We start from the raw sequence: 17,226 nt of genomic DNA on the forward strand, positions 1-17,226 counted from the left end.
ATTTTGGTACAAATGCTTGCAATGAACAATTTGTTTTGTATTTCTTGTTTGTTAATTATTTTGAGAGACACTATTTCTTTACTTTAATTAAGCTTTCAATGTTTTAATAAGAGATGCATTATTTTATGCAAATCACGCCTTATTTTTGATTAAATATTTTTGACAGAGTTTATCAGTAAAGTGAAATAATTTTTAAAGAGGATAATCTTTTTCTTTTATTTCATGGTAAAGAAATAAATTAAGGGAGAAATTTCCCTTTCTTCGTTTCTATGATTACTCTAAATTACAGTTCAAAAAATGGACCAAACCGTTTTTTTAAGAAGTATTATAAAGAGCATTATTCTTTGAATTGCTAAGAATTATGAGAAATTTTTTTATTACGCTTAATGTAAATGAACCCATAACCAAGGCCGACAAGAGCAGATAAACCAGATCCACAAAGGACACCAATTTTTGCAGAATCAAGTAAGATGATATCCTTAAAAGCAAGCATTGAAACAAAGATAGACATTGTAAAGCCAATTCCTGCTAACAATCCAATGAGCAAAACACCTGTCCAAGTCATTTGAGGAGGCAGACGACATAGCCCTGATTTTACTGCTAAATAACTTGCAATAATGATACCCATAGGCTTACCAACAAAGAGACCAATAACAACACCAAGTATAATTAAGAATGATTCATGAGAAGAAAGGTCAAAATTTGCAAAACTAACCCCAGCATTTGCAAAAGCAAAAATCGGCATCACGCCGTATGCGACCCATGGATGCAATGCTTTCTGGACACGTATTACTGGTGCAATCATATCACGTTGTCCTTTGCGCATTTTTTTCAATGCAGTGGAGATATGATGCAGGTCTGTTTTTACATTTTTTTCTTGAAGAATTTGCATCGCATTGCTTAACATGGTGAGCGGCGCAACTAACGTTCGGGTAGGAAAAACAGGGGTCATCATACCTAAAATCACACCAGCAAGTGATGGGTGAACACCTGTTGCCATTAATCCCCACCAAATAATTGCACCAGGTAGAATGTAGAGCCATGCTGAAGCGAGACCAATCCATTGAAAGAATAACACTAAGGCAATACCCGCTGAGGCGATGATTAAACCACTAGGATCAATGTTTGTGGAGTAGAAGAAAGCAATAATAAGAACAGCGATGATATCATCAATAATTGCCAAGGATAAGAGAATGATATGAAGATTAGAAGGAATTTTTTTCCCAAGAAGAGCAAGAATACCTAGTGCAAAAGCAATATCTGTTGCCGTTGGCACAGCCCAACCATTTGTATGTCCCCCATTAAAATTGAAGCTGAAATAGATAATTGCAGGGAGGCAAACTCCACCGACTGCTGCAATAATTGGCAAAATTGCTTGTTTAAAATCAGCAAGAGCTCCTTCATGAATCTCACGCCGAATTTCCATTCCCGCGACGAGAAAGAAAATAGTCATGAGAGCATCATTAACCCAGAAATGCAAATCCCATGAGAGGGTGAAATGGCCAAAGTTAAAGCCAAAAGGTGTATGCCAGAAGGATTCATAGAGAGAAGCATAATCAGAATTGGCAAGAATGAGTGCAGCAGCAGCAGCTAATAAGAGAACAATTCCGCTGAGAGCTTCAATATGAAGGAAACGCTCAATAGCAGAAAGTGCTTGATTTGTGACACGAGAAGCACGATTAGGCAAGCGATTTGAAGATAAATCAGACATGAACAACTCCAAGTATCGACAATTTTACCAGTATATATCTTTTTGTGTAAACTACTCTGTACGATACTTTCTTCTATCATAGAAAAGAAAAAAGAGGAATAAAGCTCTTAAACTTATAGACAAGAATATTTATATTCGAAGCGGAACACTCTTTTTTTAAGGTGATGCTTTATTCTTGATAGTGAGATGCACTTTATCCAAAGCTGAGGACAAATCATTTTGTAGTGCATTTTCAAGATCGGTTATTGTGAGAGCTTTGTTGTCTTTTGCTTTTATTTTAATGGTCAATGTTTGAGGATTTTTAGCAAAGTCTCCAAGAGAATTTGAAATATTTTCAGCTTCTTTATGATCTTTGAGCAATATTTTTGGGGTTTGCGTCATCATCAGATAAAAATTGTCATAGAGTTCTTTTTTGAGATCATGTTTTGTATCACCGAGATTTCGTGCAAGATAAGAAAAAAGCTTATCAATGAAACCATCATCTGTATAGCTAATATCAATATCAGTGATGCCAAGGTTTTGAGAAGCAGCAATCATTAAATCTTTTTGAGCAGAAAAAAATTTTTCATCAACATTAACAAGCTTCGCTGATACTTTTCCAGATCCAACATTTTTTATGTTGAAAGACATTGCATTGAGAGAAAGCGTCTGCTTTGTTTCATCATAAGAAATATCAATTTTTTCTGAAAAATCAAAGTGTTCGATACCTATTTTTTTGAAAAGCTCTAAGTTTTCTTCTTTCATTTTTTTAGGTAAAATTGAAAAGTTCTTAAAAGAAATAAAAAGCTTTTTGGGTATAGGCTGCTTCCATAAGCCTTGTGTGAATCGGAGTGACTCGAGTGTTTCTTTAAACTGTGGTGTATCAATTTTGAAGTTATTCACTTCTGCATCAGCTAAGGTAACGGTGAACAAGTTATCTATGAGAAGATCACGCCGTATTCTTTTTTCAGTTTTCTTGTTATTTAATTTTTTTTCGTTTAAGTGATCTTTGATCAATTTTTTAACTGTCTGTTCAAGCGGTTTCATCTTTAGACCAGATGTTTTAAATTGACCAAGAGAGAAAGAGATATTCTCTCCTTCTCCTTCAAAAGTATTAACTATTAGATTTTTTATAGAAAGAGGACCGGTAATGTTTTTGACTTGATTGATAGAATTACTTCTTCCTAAAATAAACAAATCAGCAAAGCTTATATCAATATCGCGTGCTTCTATTGCATCACTTTTGGTGATAATATGCATTTGCTTTTCAGCATTTTTAGCTGTCATATTAAGGTCCATATTTTTGAAGCTGACAGAACCAATATGGCCATTTTTAAAATCAGAAAGCTGAAAATTCTTTACTTCAATTTTTTCGGTTAGTTTGTTCTCATTTTCTATAGAAAGCAGTATGTTCGGTGCAATAATTGAAGAAAGTTCAATACGCATAATTGATTGCAAAAGACGTGATGTAATCGCAGTATCTTTTTCTTTTAATGAGACACTGTTAAGAGAAATCTGGGGAATTTGTACGTGAATATCATGATGCTTTAAATCAACATTGTAAAGTGTGAAAGCCCCAGGAATAAAGGAAATAGGGGGACGAGCAGAAATAGCACCAATTTTAAGTGATGCGCCAGCAGGGAGCGGCAGCGTAACATTTGTCAAATTGATTTTTCCAAGGATGCTGACTTCAGATGTCTCTGCCTTTATAGAACGACGGGCTATTTCTCGTCTTACAAAACTGTCAAGGTAGGGCTTTGCTATATAAAAGCCCCCGACGACTATAATTGCTAAGATAGAAAAAAATCCAATAATACAAGTTAACCAGTATCTTAGATTCCCTTTATACCCGCTATTAAGATTGGTCATCATTTCTTCTTTCGCTTTGTATCACACTCTCATAGTCATAGGAGGGGAGATAGATTTTTTAAGGAATGATAAATGTTAAGATATAGCGTATATCAGTTTCAACAGTTATCTACTTTTACTCACTCTTTGATATAGTGAATCATTTTTATATTTTTTGCAATACGCTTTTATTAACTCTTATCAGTTTTCTTTGTTTGCGTTTGCAGTATTTTATAAGAAAATACTTATACGATGGGGAGAGGGAATTATATATTAATTATAATTTTTATCGATTTAAACCGCTTTAAAATGTATCCATAGCTGCTTTTATCTTGCTGGTGTTTATAAGAATAGTTAAAACATATCTGTGTTCATTATAATCTGGGGAGAGATGGGTCTCATGACAGAAAATCAAATAATGGCGTTTTCTATCATTGGTTTCATGATGGTTGTTTTTATTTGGGATCGATTTCGTTATGATCTTGTCGCTATTTGTACATTATTGGTTTCTTGCATCGTTGGCCTTGTCAGTCCGAAGGAGGCTTTTAGCGGTTTTAGCAATGATATTGTTATTATTGTAGGGAGTGTGTTTGTTGTTAGTACGGCTGTATCGCGTTCTGGTATAATGGAGTTTATTATCCAACGGATATGGCCAGATGTGAAATCAGTGCGCCTTCAATTAGCTTTTTTGGTTATTTCTGTCGTACTGTTGTCAATGTTTGTGAAAAACATTGGTGCTTTGGCTATCATGCTTCCTATTGCTTTTCAATTTGCTCGTCGTTCTCAGGTTTCGCCTTCTGTCTTTTTAATGCCCATGGCATTTGGTTCTTTGTTGGGTGGTCTTATGACACAGATAGGAACGTCTCCTAACGTTGTTATTTCGGCTATGCAAGAACGGTTAACAGGGGCCCCTTTTACCATGTTTGATTTTACGCCCGTTGGTGCAGCTGTTGCTACTGCTGGTGTATTATATTTGGTCTTTTTCTCTTGGCGCTTACCTGTACGTGTACGTTCAGGTGTATCGTTTGATGATGCTATTGATATTCGAAACTATATTTCAGAAGCATATATTCCAACAAATTCACCGATTGTAGGAAAAACGATTGTTGATCTCGTTAAACCATCAGGTGGTGATGTTATGGTGATTCAAGTCATTAGAAACAAAGTGTCCATTTCACCATTGCCAGATTTTATTTTATCTGAAAATGATATTGTTTTACTGGAAGGTTCACATACAGGGCTAGAGAGTGTGATGAATTCTGCTCGTTTGGAATTTTTTTCTGGCCGGACCCTTCCCACGGGAGATAAGGACAGCGATGTTGACATTATTGAGGCAGTTGTTACACATAATTCACCCCTTATTGGCATTAGTGCAAAAGACTTCGCACTGTTTGATCGCTATGATGTGAATTTACTTGCGTTAAGTCGTCAACATGAAAGGGTGCGGGAGAGGCTTGGTGATATTGCCTTCCATCTTGGAGATGTGATTGTCTTACAGGGACAAGATGCGGTTATTCCAAAATTATTACGAGAATTGAAATGTTTGCCCTTAGCCAAGCGTAATATTGTATTTGGTAATTTACGACATGGTTTCGTCTCTTTAGCTATTCTCTTTATAGCAATCATTTGTACCGCTTTTCATATTATTCCAGTAGCCTTTTCTTTTTTTTCTGCTGCCGCTGCAATGGTTATATTTCGTGTTTTGCCAGCGCGTGATTTGTATCAAGCATTAGATGGACAAATATTAGTCTTACTAGCAGCTCTTATTCCGGTGAGTGAAGCACTAGAGAAGACAGGATGTACGGATCTTATAGGTCAGTGGCTTAGCCAATTAGCGGTATTTTTTCCACCGTCTGGTGCATTAGCACTTATGTTGGTAACAGCCATGTTGGTAACACCATTTTTGAATAATGCCGCGACAGTTATGATGGTAGCACCAATTGCTTCAAGTTTTGCCCATTCCCTCAATTATAAACCGGAGGCTTTTCTGATGGCTGTTGCAATTGGTGCAGGGTGTGAGTTTCTTACTCCTATTGGACATCAAAGTAATATGCTTGTGATGGCTCCGGGGGGATATCGTTTTAGTGATTATCCACGTTTTGGATCTCCATTGGCAGTGTTGATCGTCCTTGTTGCTGTTCCAATGCTCATGTGGATTTGGCCATTACAATAAAGTATTTTAGAAGTTGTTCAGTCTGAATCATGAAAGGTCGCAAATAAGATAAATTTAAAGAGATATATTTTATGCAAAGGGTTTTGCCGAAAGTTTGGATTTTGATCGTATTTTATCATAAAGCGCTGGAATTTCTTTTATCTTCACAATAAAAACTGTTTATTTTGTGATAGATATTTTCAATTATGAAAATTAAACGATATCTCTTTAATAAATACTTTTTAAATGTGTTGCTTTACCACTGTAATTCTACAGCGGATCTGTAGAAAATACAATACAATCATTGTACATAACGATTTTAAAGGCATTTTCCTATATGTGATGATGAGTAGATTCAAAATAGCTTTCGCGATTATGGGCAAGCATATATGATAGATATGAAGGTAGTGGGAAATTTTTTATAAAAAAAAGATATAAAAACTATAATATGAACCAAAAGGGAGTTACATCGTTTTTTATTGAAGCGGTTATAAAAGTCCAATCAATTCGGATACACATTGATTTAAGCCCAATAAGTGAGGAATTTTAAGTTTTTTAGTTAATTAGGACTACCATCTTTGTTCATTTATGCTTAAAAGCATAGAAAAGTATTTTTTTTCAAGGTATGCTCTATGTCGTATGATAGTTTTATTGCTGAAGTTAATGCAGAATTTCGTCAGGAAAAGGCTCTTGCTTTTTGGAGACGTTATGGTTTTTCAATTATTGGGGCAATCATTCTTTTTATACTGATGGTCGTTACCTATCAAATTTATCATCATGAGCAAATAAAAAAAGCCGGTCATATTGGTGATACATTTTTAAAAAGCCTTGAGTTTGCGGATACGCGCCATTTTGATGAGGCGATAAAGCAATTGGAAAATGTTAAAGCCTCTAATTTTGGAGGGTATCCTTTTCTTGCTCGTTTACGTGAGGCTTCTTTACTTATGGAACAAGGTAATGCTGTTAAATCGGTGGAGGTCTTTGATTCTGTTGCAGCGGATGAAACCGCGCCACAAATTTTGCGAAAAGTTGCAAAAATTCGAGCAGCTTATATTTTGGTTGATACAGGGACCTTCGATGATGTCAAGAAGCGTGTTAAAGATATGGCGAATGATATTGATCCTATGTGTATGTCTGCAAGAGAGGCTTTGGGCTTAGCAGCCTATAAAGCAAATAAAATGGATGAGGCAGTTGCTTATTTTCGAAAAGTTTCTGAAGACGGTGCTCTAGGATTAAAAATAAAAGATCGGGCTCGAATTATGCTTGAGCTTATACAAGCTGAGGGCAAGGCAAATAAGGAATAAATTTATGAGCCTTACCATTGCTATAGTTGGTCGCCCCAATGTTGGGAAGTCAACGCTCTTTAATCGTTTGGTTGGGCAAAAATTGGCTTTGGTTGATGATAAGCCAGGCGTTACACGTGATCGGCGTATTCATGCGGCAAAACTGCAAGATTTACGTTTTGATGTGATTGATACGGCGGGTCTAGAAGAATCAGGTGATCATACACTTGAAGGTCGTATGCGTTCTCATACAAAAGCAGCTATTGATGAAGCAGATCTTATTTTATTTGTGTTTGATGCGAAGAGCGGAATAACGCCGAGTGATTTAAATTTTGCTTCACTGGTTCGTAAATCAGGAAAACCAATTGTGCTTGTTGCTAATAAGTCTGAGTCTAAGGCAGCTACGGGGGGAGAATACGAAGCTTGGTCCTTAGGTTTGGGTGAGCCTTGTCCAATATCTGCTGAGCATGGTTTGGGGCTTACGGGTCTTCGTGATGCAATTATAGAAGCTGTTGGGAAAAAGCGTGCTTTTGAAAGCAACAACGAAGAAGCATATGTTGCTGTACAAGCTGTATCTGTTGGCGATGATATAGATGATGATTTAGAGAAGGGTGGATTTGTTTACGATGAAAGTAAATCCATTCGTATCGCAATTGCGGGGCGTCCAAATACAGGAAAATCAACCCTCATCAATAGTATGTTGAAACAAGATCGATTGTTAACAGGTCCTGAAGCAGGGCTTACACGTGATTCCATTTCTGTAGATTGGGAATGGCGTGGTCGTCATATTAAACTTTTTGATACTGCAGGTTTGCGTCGAAAATCAAAAATCCAAGAAAAGTTAGAAAAACTTTCCGTTGCGGATACTTTACGTGCAATTCGTTTTGCAGAGGTGGTAGTAATCGTTTTTGATGCAACTGCACCTTTTGAAAAACAGGATTTGCAAATTGCTGATCTTGTGATTCGAGAAGGGCGTGTTCCACTTATTGCTTTTAACAAATGGGATCTTATTGAAAATCGTCAAATAACATTGATTGATTTACATGAGAAATGTAGTCGTCTTCTTCCGCAGGTTCGTGGTTTGAGAGCTGTCCCTTTATCGGGACAATACAGTCAAGGGATTGATAAACTCATGGAAAATATTACGATGATGCATCGTGTGTGGAATCGTCGTATTTCTACGGGAAAATTGAATAGATGGCTTGAAACTGTTGTGGCGCATCATCCACCACCTGCAATTTCGGGGCGCCGTCTTAAGGTTAAATATATCACACAAGTTAAAACACGTCCTCCTGGATTTGTGATTTCTTGTTCACGGCCAAAGGTAATGCCTCAATCATATTTACGTTACCTTTCTAATGGATTGCGAGATACATTTGATATGCCTGGTGTTCCAATTCGCATATCGTTACGGGCATCGGATAATCCTTTTGCATCACGTTCCAAAAAGAAATAATTTCTGCTCTGTTTTTTAAGTGAATGAAATCTGCGTTTAAAAAATTAAGTCTTTTTATAAATAACAATGTTTAACTATCGAAAATAATTTGCTCATTATCGACAAATAATGCCGTTATCTTTGATAAATAAATTATATTTCTTTGATTAAGGAGTGTATTTATTTATAAAAAGGCAATTTGTTGTTAGAGTCAATAAATAATTATAAGACAGTAACGCTTTTGTATTCTAATTTTCCTTAATCCAAAAAAGAAAACTTTTATTCTTACACGCTGTAAAACGGAGCAGCGGGTAAATCAAAATTATTTGAAAAAAATACACTCTATTTAAGGAAATTATCTTAATACGCAGCCGGTGCAATAACTGAGGTCTAGAAGAAACAATCTAGAAGAAATGATTATGGCACTGGCTTGTGGAAAGGAAGTTTTTAGTCTCTATAATTATTTGGCAGATCTGCTAATTTTACGTTGATCTCTTTCAATAAAAACGAAAAACTTTTCCAAAACGATCAACCTTTAAATGTCGAGAGAAAGACTGAAAAAATTTATTACAATTTTACGAAATGTTGTAGTACGCATCTTAAAATTGTGTTTATGTAAATCTATTACATAACGTATCTTACATTCCAAACTCTCTTATGTATTAAAGGATACCGAAGTCTTAATTGATGCCATTTTTTATTTATTAATGATGAAAAAATGTGCAATATTTAAATTCTTGTAAAGGGTATTTTCCCAATATATTTCTAATAGTTATGTCATAAAGAGCGATAGTGTTGACTAAAGATGATATAGCAATGCAGTGTCTGTAGGTTATGGTTACTACTATTTAGAGGTGCGTGAATGACTGAACCCATAAAATTAGAAAATGCGTTATTTATGTGATAAATTGTGATAGATTTCTTTTAGCATCTTGACGAATAAATTCGAGCACAATATGATGCGCACGGTTTTGTAAGACAATCATAGTTTTCTTTGATTAAGGAGCCAATTATGGCGAAAAGCAGTGAACCAAGTGTGCCGCTGCAGGAGTCCGAAGAAGAAGTTTATAGAGAGTGCTTTCGTTCAGAGGATTTGGAATGTCGTAAGAAAAGCTTAGAGAGCGCTTTAATGCGTAAGAGCGCATTAAAAGAGCGAAAAGGTGACAGGGAGAGTGGAGAGTCACAAAGAGGGGTGGCACGTGCGGTTAAACTTTCCAGTGAGTTTTTAGCGAGTGTTGTTGTAGGTGCTGTTTTGGGGTTGGGTTTTGATAAATTAGCAGGTTCATTGCCATGGGGATTGGTGTTTTTTCTTTTTCTTGGATTTGCAGCTGGTGTATTGAGTATTCTTCGGTCTGTGGGGTATGTTGCCTCCAGTCAATTAGGGCAAAAGGGCGCATCGCGCCAAGATAAAGGGGCCGATAAAAGGTCTGATAAATGAGGTTGAAGTGACATCGCACGCTCCAGATCCGATTCATCAATTTGAGATTTCACGGCTTATTAAAATTTCCATAGGAAATATGGATTTGTCTTTTACGAATGTATCGCTTTTTATAGTCGCTACAGTTTTTGTGACTTCGGTTTTTCTCTTTTTTTCATCATCAAGTCGTGGGTTAGTTCCAACACGAATGCAATCTCTTTCAGAAATGGCGTATGAATTTGTAGCGTCAACTTTGCGGGAATCATCTGGTGTACAGGGAATGCGATTTTTTCCTTTAGTTTTTTCCCTATTTACTTTTATTTTGGTTGCTAATTTTATTGGTCTTTTCCCTTATTTTTATACGATTACCTCTCAGATTATGATTACCTTTTCATTGGCTATGGTTGTTATTTTAACGGTGATAGGTTATGGTTTTTATAAGCATGGGATCAGTTTTTTGAGACTGTTTGTTCCCAGTGGTGTGCCGGTTGTGGTTTTGCCCTTAGTTACCATGATTGAGGTTATTTCTTTTCTGTCTCGTCCTATCAGTCTTTCATTGCGTCTTTTTGCGAATATGCTTGCTGGTCATATTACTCTCAAAGTATTTTCTGGTTTCATTGTCTCAATGATTGGGGTAGGAATCGTAGGTGTTGGTGGTTCTATTTTACCACTTATCATGACTGTAGCGATTACTGCTCTTGAATTTTTGGTAGCGTTTCTTCAAGCTTATGTTTTTACAGTTTTAACATGTATGTATCTTAATGATGCAGTTCATCCAGGACATTAATAGAACTGGCGGTTTTCCGTCAAATGGTGCAATTTCGCTTTAAATTTAAAGGAGAATAATATGGAATTAGTGCTTGCAGCAAAATATATTGGCGCTGGGCTTGCTTGCTTTGGTATGGCGGGGACAGCTTTGGGCCTTGGAAATATTTTTGGTAGCTATCTTTCTGGTGCATTACGCAATCCATCAGCAGCAGATAGTCAATTTGGTCGTCTCGTCTTTGGTTTTGCTGTGACAGAGGCTTTGGGTATTTTTTCATTGCTTATTGCTTTGTTGCTACTTTTTGCAGTTTAATCACTATAAAGAGGGTGTGCCTATTTTCTCAGAAGAGGTTGGTGTGCCCTTTTATCTATTAAAGTAAAGAATAAAAGAATATTAGTTGTCATCGGTTACAAGGGGAGTAAGTTGTTGAAGGATGAATAAGATGTTTATTGCCAGCGCTTATGCACAAACCACTGAAAAGCCGATAGAGCATATCAGAAGTGTAACAGGGCATGCAGATCGTGTGTTTCCACCTTTTGATTTCGTGCATTTTGGTTCGCACTTTTTTTGGTTAGCGATTTCTTTTGGACTTTTTTATCTCTTTATTTCTCGTGTAATTGTGCCTCGTATTGGCAGTGTTATTGAAACACGTCGAGATCGTATTGCTTCTGATTTGGATCAGGCAATGCGTATGAAGCAGGAAGCCGATACTGTAGTTGAAACTTATGAGCGGAAATTGGCAGAAGCACGTTTGCAGGCTCATGTTATAGCGCAAGCGGCTAGTGAGGAATTAAAAGGAAAGGTTGAGCTTGAGCGAAAGGAAGTTGAAGAAAACTTAGAAAAAAAACTAGCAGATGCTGAAAAACAGATAATGAGAATTCGAGATAAGGCTATGCAAAATGTTGGTTCTATCGCTGAGGAAGTGACTCTTGAAATTGTAAAAAAATTGACAGATGTTAATATCAGTAAAGAGGCTGTTCGTTCAGTTATTAAAGTTGCGGATTACTGAAGGATACAAGGATGACTGATACTTTTTGGGCTTTTGTAGGATTAATTCTTTTTCTTGCTCTTTTGGTCTATTTCAAAATTCCGCAGATGGCTGTACGTCATCTTGATGCGCGAGCAAAGCGGATAAAAGATGAACTTGATGAAGCTCTTCGTCTTCGCGAAGAGGCGCAAGAGGTGCTAGCTGAATATCAGCGTAAACATGCGGAAGCAGAAAAGGATGCGCAAGAGATTATCGCGGCGGCGAAGCATGAAGTTGCAGCTGTTATCGCAGAAGCTCGTACAAAAACAGAAGAATATGTAAGGAATCGTAATAAATTGGCAGAGCAGAAAATTGCTCAAGCAGAAGCTGATGCAATACGTATGGTTTCCTCATCTGCTATCGATTTGGCAGTTTCCACTGCTCGTATGCTTATTGCGAAAGAATTAGATTCTCATAAAGCCGATGAACTTGTTAAGGAGTCTCTTTGTGAGGAAACTCTTACTAAAATGAAATCATATATGAATTAAGATAACTAAAGTGTTCAAAGCGCTTATTCTTTAGGGTAATGGTTCTGGGCAAGGTGGATTTTTTTTCCTGTTTCATTTTCATCTTGCACGACTCATTCACGTGTGTAATTTGGAGAGTTATCTTAAAAGCTTTCAGATGCATCTTTTCTTACCGTCTGTAAAGAATAAACGGAAGATTCATAGGATGATGTGATCTTTACGTTTATAAAGAAACAAACCGCTATGTTATCAGCTCAAAATATTACAACTGCTCTTACATTACATGAGACACTTCATTAATATGTTTATTCTTTTCTTCAATAGTTTTTAATCCCTACGTTACTCCTTTTTGTAATGTGTAAGCAGATGATTTTTGTTAGATGTAATTAATAAGAGAGTTTGCGGTAAGAGATTATTCTGAATATTTGATCTTTTAATTTCATATAGTCAAACAGGAGCTCTGGTCCTTTACAGTTTCCTGTAATAATCTTGGTGTTCAGGCAACAGGGCTCTATCGAACACGCTTAAGGTCTTTCTTTAAATGCTCTTTTGGTTCCAATGATCAATGGTTGCTCAGTTATCAGCGCTCCATGGATAGCGGAATGTATCTCTTTACAGATAAGCGTCCCAATAAGCGATACGATCACGTTTATTTTTCATTCCCTATGGTTATTGGGCAACGGGTTTTGATGATACGTGGAGCCAATATCATTCGAGTGTTAAAGGAATATTTTCCGCCATTTCGACATCAGGCAAATCTTTATCGTTTACTTCTTGAATTTTGCGGGTTATTAACCGTGATCAATAGGAAAAGACATAGTTTACGGGACGGTTGACATAAAAATATGCTGATAATTTTATTCTGGATAGTAGGGTTGATGGATCGAGCCGTAAAATGACTATTTCGGCCTTTGAGCTTGATCATATGCACCAGTGCTTGGAGGGGAGTGAAGTGCTCATCTAGGGTTAACGATGTTTTTCATCTGGTGATCAGTGCATCAGAGAAAGCTGATCCGCAACACATTTCTTTCTCAAAAAGCTTTTTTGAGAATACCTTTGAAACGGTCCCCAAGAATGAGGTGTTTTGTTTTTTTCAGCAGGACAATGAGACAATACTGGTGAGCTTGGTTCCAATGATGATGAAGTAGTATTGAATGTGGTGAGGGAAGTCAGAAATAACGGGCTGATTTATGCCAAAAAATCTGTAGCGTTATCCTTAAAATGATACATTAATCTGTAATATGGTCAAATATTCCTTTGTCCTCATTTCGTTCCTTTTTAACTTTACACGTGACGCTATTCGATCTCCTTAGATATTAAGAGGCAAACAGCTTTTCTTATTGACACAAAAATTTTATACAAATGAGGTCTGATGCAATTAAGCCTATATGTTGTAGAGTGATTATTACCTGCTATTTTAGAAAAAATGCTAGCTTAAACGCGAAGCTTTTTTGCGACTTTCTCTCTTTATTAATTTTTACTCTCAGTGGTAGATTATAACAGCAAGCCAATTTTTTAGAAGTAAAAATATTGTGAGTGTTTTGTTTCGTTAAAAAAATGCTTAGAAAAGCGATCTTAATTCATAATACATTGTAAAGACATATTGGCAAATCTTATTTTCGTAGCTGTGTTTTTTCATCTATTAAATTTTAAATATGCATAAAAATAGAATTTTAATTACTAAAAAAGGAGGTTAAGAGGCGTCATAAAATGATAGATTCTCTTCCTTATTGTTTTGATATTTTGCGTGCTACTGATCGTGACCGCTATATATCGGTTTTATTTGCACCTAAAAAAAAGCGCAGAGCATTGGCTGCTCTTTACGCTTTTAATGTAGAAGTTGTTCGTATTCGCGAAACTGTGCACGACCCGCTTATAGGTGAGATACGATTGCGCTGGTGGTATGATTCTATTGCTAATGGTGAAATGCAAGAGAATAAAAATAATCCGATTCTCAATGAGTTATTTGCAGCAATAACTCTTTTTAATTTACCCAAGACAGCTTTTTTGCGTTACTGTGATGCGCAGATTTTAGATCTTTACCACAATCCAATGGAAACTCTTCATGATCTTGAATCCTATTGTTGCGAAACAGCGAATATCATTTTACAGCTTTCTTGTCAGATATTAGATCCTGAGGCGGCCCAAGATTTTACAGATGTCTGTGAATGTGGCGGGATTGCCCAAGGTTTAAGTGGTATGTTACGCCTTATATCATTCATGCAATCACGATATCAATACTATTTACCTGCTGATATACTAAAGGCTGTGGGAGTGGATAGGAAGGATTTAGAGGGTAATCGTGTCAATGACGAACAAAAGTGCTGCATTATTGAAGCTATGGTAGCGGTAACGCGAGGGCATTATGCCAAGTTTTATGAATATTCTCATACTTTGCCTAGAATACTTAAACCAGCATTTCTTCCATTAGCAATTATACCAGCATCTCTTCAAAAATCCACACAGTTGGGAGCTAGGGTTTTTCAAGAAAGTGCAACTTTACCATTGCTTCGTCGTTATTGGTTAATAACAAAAGCGGCAATAAGAAGTAATTTTCCAAGGATTTTATAAGGATAAAAGAGTGCTATAAAGGAACAGAAGAAATCAAGGAAATTTGTTGGAGATCACTGCACAATATAATATTATGAAGAAAAATTCTTTTCGAAAATACTGCTAATGCATTGATAAGAGATAAGATAATCTTAGAGTGGCTAAAAATTGGATTTGGTGAGATGAAGGTATTGTATAGTCTCTTTTGTTTAGTGCTGTACAATGGTCAATAAATTAGAAAACATAAGATCAAGCTTTAAAATTACAGAGGTTGGGTTTGTAATGATCTTGAGATTCTTGAATGGATGAGTGGTCTAACCTTTGTTAATGAAAGGTAATTTATCTTTGAATAAGAGAAAATGATCTCTAATGGTTACAGATAAATCGATAGGTTGAGAAAGTGTTGCGCGTATAGACGATTATACGTGATAAGCGTTTGTTATTAAGAACATTCATAGAATTGTCTGAATGAGTTACATTCTTTATTGCTTTAAAAAATTAATCTTCCGAATCGCATTTACGGTTTCCCTGCAAACTCATGAGTTTGCAGAGATTCTTATTATTTTTATGGACTCTATTAATCCTCATACTAACAGAAAAGAAGTCCATCTTACTTTTTCAATTGTAGAAGAGAGTTCTGATTGAAATCTTATCACTTAAATATCAAAAATCATTTGCCAGATTTTTTACTGACGAGTATTGAAGATTTTCTGATAAAGAGAGCTATTAATTTCCAAAGGGTGTTCTTTATTGGCAACTTGTAGCATTTCTAGCTTCAGATCTTCTCTTATTGTGGTGTCTATATTGTTACGAATATCAGGTGAAAGGGTATGAGGGGTGAGATCTTTAGGTATGGTTACGGCCTTTATTTGATAAACAATACGGCTTGTTGCAACTGGGCCTTTTACCACACCATAATGATCTTTTGGACCGGAAAATAATGCTCTAACGCCTTCAATTCCAAAAATTTCAGATGAATCGTGGCGGTGTAGGGCTTGTGTTGTTTGTTTTTTAACACCAAGTGTATGAGCAAGAGAAACAAGACTTTTTCCTTCAGTGATCTGTTTAAGAACATTTTGAGCTTTTTCATCAAGAAGTCTTTGAGCTTCTTCACTTTTCCATTGGGAAAGCACATCTTCCTTGGCTTCTTCAAGTGTTCTATCGCGTGCAGGGATAATCTTATCCACCTTATACCAGAGATATCCACCTTTTTGAAGAGTGAGAGGATCAAGATCGACCCCTTCATTTGATTGATAGATGGCGTTCAGTAAAATGTCTTTTTGCGGTAAATCCGTCAGTATTGTGTCGTCAATTGTTTTTCCTGTTTTATCAATCGTGATTGTACGCAAAGGTAATTTATATTGATCAGCAAGTTCTTTAAGAGAGGCTCCTTCAAAACGGGCATTTTCGATTGCTGTATAATGATTACGTAAAACATCCACAGCACGATTTTGAGTGAGTTTTTGACGAATATTTTCTTCCACCCTTTCAAAAGGAAGTGATCCTGAAGGCTCAATATGTGTTACGCGAATGATAACAGGACCTTGTATACTATTGATTACAGCACTAACTTGCCCTTGTTTGAGTTCAAAGACCTCAGATGCTAGATGACTAGGAAGCTCATTTTCTGTTAGAGGCCCTTTTTTTATGTCATTGAGTGTTTTGTTTTCAGCTTTAACCAGCTCATCAAAACTCAATCCATCGGCTATTTTTTTTGCCGCATTATCAGCAGCTTCACGGGTAGAGAATCGGAGCTCTTCAATTGTGCGTTTTTCAGGGGTCATAAAAAGCGAAGTATTTTGTGTATAATAAACTCTTGCTTCGTCTTTTGAAATATCTTCGGGTTTTATAATCTGATCCGATGTTATAGATAATAAAGAAACAGTGCGGTATTCTGGAGTACGAAATCTATTTTTATGAGTTTCAAACCATTTTCGTAACGTTTCTTGGTTGGGGGCAACAATTGTTTTCTCGTTGAGATCAATAACAAGATAATCAGCGATTCGGGTCTCTCTTTGATACACAGCGAGGGACTTATAAAAAAGATCTGGTGCCTTCATCCCTGACATCGTAGCAGCAAGAAGCTGGTTACGTTTCTCCTTTTGGGTGTAATAATCAAGAAAATTATTTTCGCTGATACCTAAATGCTTAAGATAGTTACGAAACAAATTTTGATCAAAGGTCCCATTCATTTGAAACATATTATCAGCGCCAAGAATACGCGCTATTGTATCTTTTGAAAGACTAATTTTCATTTTACGTGCCTGTTCATCAAACAGGACATTTTCTTGTAATTGATTGAAAACAAAAGCGGGAATTTTGTATTGCTGCATTTCGTTTGGTGTGAACATTCGCCCGAGATGAGATGCGAATGCTAAACGTGTGCTTTGATCGGCAAGTGCAAGACGGTAACCATCGACAGTTATTGTAGACTTTCCAGAAGTAATAAGGTCCCTTTCACCTTTTGTATGTAACTGTGGTATTCCCCATAAAAGGATGAAGCATAAGAGCAAAATAGCAAGGAGAATCTTGGCAATCCAAGAATTTGCAGCACTTCTCATGGTGTCAAGCATTGTTCAATTCCATTTTTA

At 36.4% G+C, this 17,226-nt stretch carries 12 protein-coding genes and 1 pseudogene; 10 read left to right on the forward strand and 3 right to left on the reverse strand.

Going from position 1 to position 17,226, the window contains the following annotated elements:
• Positions 1-352: 352 nt before the first annotated feature.
• Together nhaA and AC0QT4_RS02690 are read right to left on the reverse strand one after the other, a co-directional pair.
• Positions 353-1,711, reverse strand: coding sequence for a Na+/H+ antiporter NhaA (nhaA, locus tag AC0QT4_RS02685; protein WP_473200185.1), 1,359 nt, complete (start codon positions 1,709-1,711; stop codon positions 353-355).
• Positions 1,712-1,867: 156 nt separating this feature from the next.
• Positions 1,868-3,559, reverse strand: coding sequence for a hypothetical protein (locus AC0QT4_RS02690; RefSeq protein ID WP_473200236.1), 1,692 nt, complete (start codon positions 3,557-3,559; stop codon positions 1,868-1,870).
• A 379-nt stretch (positions 3,560-3,938) separates the two neighbouring features.
• Here AC0QT4_RS02690 and AC0QT4_RS02695 point away from each other — a divergent pair, with 379 nt between their 5' ends.
• The 10 genes and pseudogenes from AC0QT4_RS02695 (at position 3,939) to AC0QT4_RS02740 (ending at position 14,656) form a co-directional block, all read left to right on the forward strand.
• Positions 3,939-5,711, forward strand: coding sequence for an SLC13 family permease (locus tag AC0QT4_RS02695; RefSeq protein WP_473200186.1), 1,773 nt, complete (start codon positions 3,939-3,941; stop codon positions 5,709-5,711).
• 611 nt (positions 5,712-6,322) lie between these two features.
• Positions 6,323-6,994 (forward strand): DUF2659 family protein, encoded by a 672-nt coding sequence (locus tag AC0QT4_RS02700; protein WP_473200187.1) that lies wholly within the window; start codon positions 6,323-6,325, stop codon positions 6,992-6,994.
• Positions 6,995-6,998: 4 nt separating this feature from the next.
• Positions 6,999-8,429, forward strand: a complete 1,431-nt coding sequence (gene der / locus AC0QT4_RS02705) for a ribosome biogenesis GTPase Der (protein WP_473200188.1) — start codon at positions 6,999-7,001, stop codon at positions 8,427-8,429.
• A gap of 991 nt (positions 8,430-9,420) precedes the next feature.
• Positions 9,421-9,846, forward strand: coding sequence for an AtpZ/AtpI family protein (locus tag AC0QT4_RS02710; protein ID WP_473200189.1), 426 nt, complete (start codon positions 9,421-9,423; stop codon positions 9,844-9,846).
• 7 nt (positions 9,847-9,853) lie between these two features.
• Positions 9,854-10,612, forward strand: a complete 759-nt coding sequence (locus AC0QT4_RS02715) for a F0F1 ATP synthase subunit A (protein WP_473200190.1) — start codon at positions 9,854-9,856, stop codon at positions 10,610-10,612.
• A 60-nt stretch (positions 10,613-10,672) separates the two neighbouring features.
• Positions 10,673-10,903 carry a F0F1 ATP synthase subunit C gene (locus AC0QT4_RS02720; RefSeq protein ID WP_006589457.1) on the forward strand — a complete coding sequence of 77 codons (231 nt, stop codon included), beginning with the start codon at positions 10,673-10,675 and terminating at the stop codon, positions 10,901-10,903.
• Between the two features lie 130 nt (positions 10,904-11,033).
• Positions 11,034-11,600: a F0F1 ATP synthase subunit B gene (locus tag AC0QT4_RS02725; protein ID WP_473200191.1), complete on the forward strand. Its 567-nt coding sequence runs from the start codon at positions 11,034-11,036 to the stop codon at positions 11,598-11,600.
• Positions 11,601-11,611: 11 nt separating this feature from the next.
• Positions 11,612-12,106, forward strand: coding sequence for a F0F1 ATP synthase subunit B (locus AC0QT4_RS02730; protein WP_473200192.1), 495 nt, complete (start codon positions 11,612-11,614; stop codon positions 12,104-12,106).
• A gap of 422 nt (positions 12,107-12,528) precedes the next feature.
• Positions 12,529-12,863: pseudogene (locus AC0QT4_RS02735) on the forward strand (ShlB/FhaC/HecB family hemolysin secretion/activation protein).
• 932 nt (positions 12,864-13,795) lie between these two features.
• On the forward strand, positions 13,796-14,656 hold the full coding sequence (locus AC0QT4_RS02740; protein ID WP_473200193.1) for a phytoene/squalene synthase family protein: 861 nt from the start codon (positions 13,796-13,798) through the stop codon (positions 14,654-14,656).
• Positions 14,657-15,321: 665 nt separating this feature from the next.
• Here AC0QT4_RS02740 and AC0QT4_RS02745 read toward each other — a convergent pair.
• Positions 15,322-17,208: a peptidyl-prolyl cis-trans isomerase gene (locus AC0QT4_RS02745; RefSeq protein ID WP_473200194.1), complete on the reverse strand. Its 1,887-nt coding sequence runs from the start codon at positions 17,206-17,208 to the stop codon at positions 15,322-15,324.
• Positions 17,209-17,226 lie beyond the last annotated feature (18 nt).

It is taken from the genome of Bartonella sp. EBT8 (assembly GCF_055796165.1).

Coding starts and splice junctions, on each gene's coding strand:
- AC0QT4_RS02730 (WP_473200192.1), top strand. CDS start 11,612: ATGACTGATACTTTTTGGGCTTTTGTAGGATTAATTCTTTTTCTTGCT.
- AC0QT4_RS02690 (WP_473200236.1), bottom strand. CDS start 3,559: ATGACCAATCTTAATAGCGGGTATAAAGGGAATCTAAGATACTGGTTA.
- AC0QT4_RS02745 (WP_473200194.1), bottom strand. CDS start 17,208: ATGCTTGACACCATGAGAAGTGCTGCAAATTCTTGGATTGCCAAGATT.
- AC0QT4_RS02710 (WP_473200189.1), top strand. CDS start 9,421: ATGGCGAAAAGCAGTGAACCAAGTGTGCCGCTGCAGGAGTCCGAAGAA.
- der (WP_473200188.1), top strand. CDS start 6,999: ATGAGCCTTACCATTGCTATAGTTGGTCGCCCCAATGTTGGGAAGTCA.
- AC0QT4_RS02725 (WP_473200191.1), top strand. CDS start 11,034: ATGTTTATTGCCAGCGCTTATGCACAAACCACTGAAAAGCCGATAGAG.
- AC0QT4_RS02700 (WP_473200187.1), top strand. CDS start 6,323: ATGTCGTATGATAGTTTTATTGCTGAAGTTAATGCAGAATTTCGTCAG.
- AC0QT4_RS02720 (WP_006589457.1), top strand. CDS start 10,673: ATGGAATTAGTGCTTGCAGCAAAATATATTGGCGCTGGGCTTGCTTGC.
- nhaA (WP_473200185.1), bottom strand. CDS start 1,711: ATGTCTGATTTATCTTCAAATCGCTTGCCTAATCGTGCTTCTCGTGTC.
- AC0QT4_RS02695 (WP_473200186.1), top strand. CDS start 3,939: ATGACAGAAAATCAAATAATGGCGTTTTCTATCATTGGTTTCATGATG.
- AC0QT4_RS02740 (WP_473200193.1), top strand. CDS start 13,796: ATGATAGATTCTCTTCCTTATTGTTTTGATATTTTGCGTGCTACTGAT.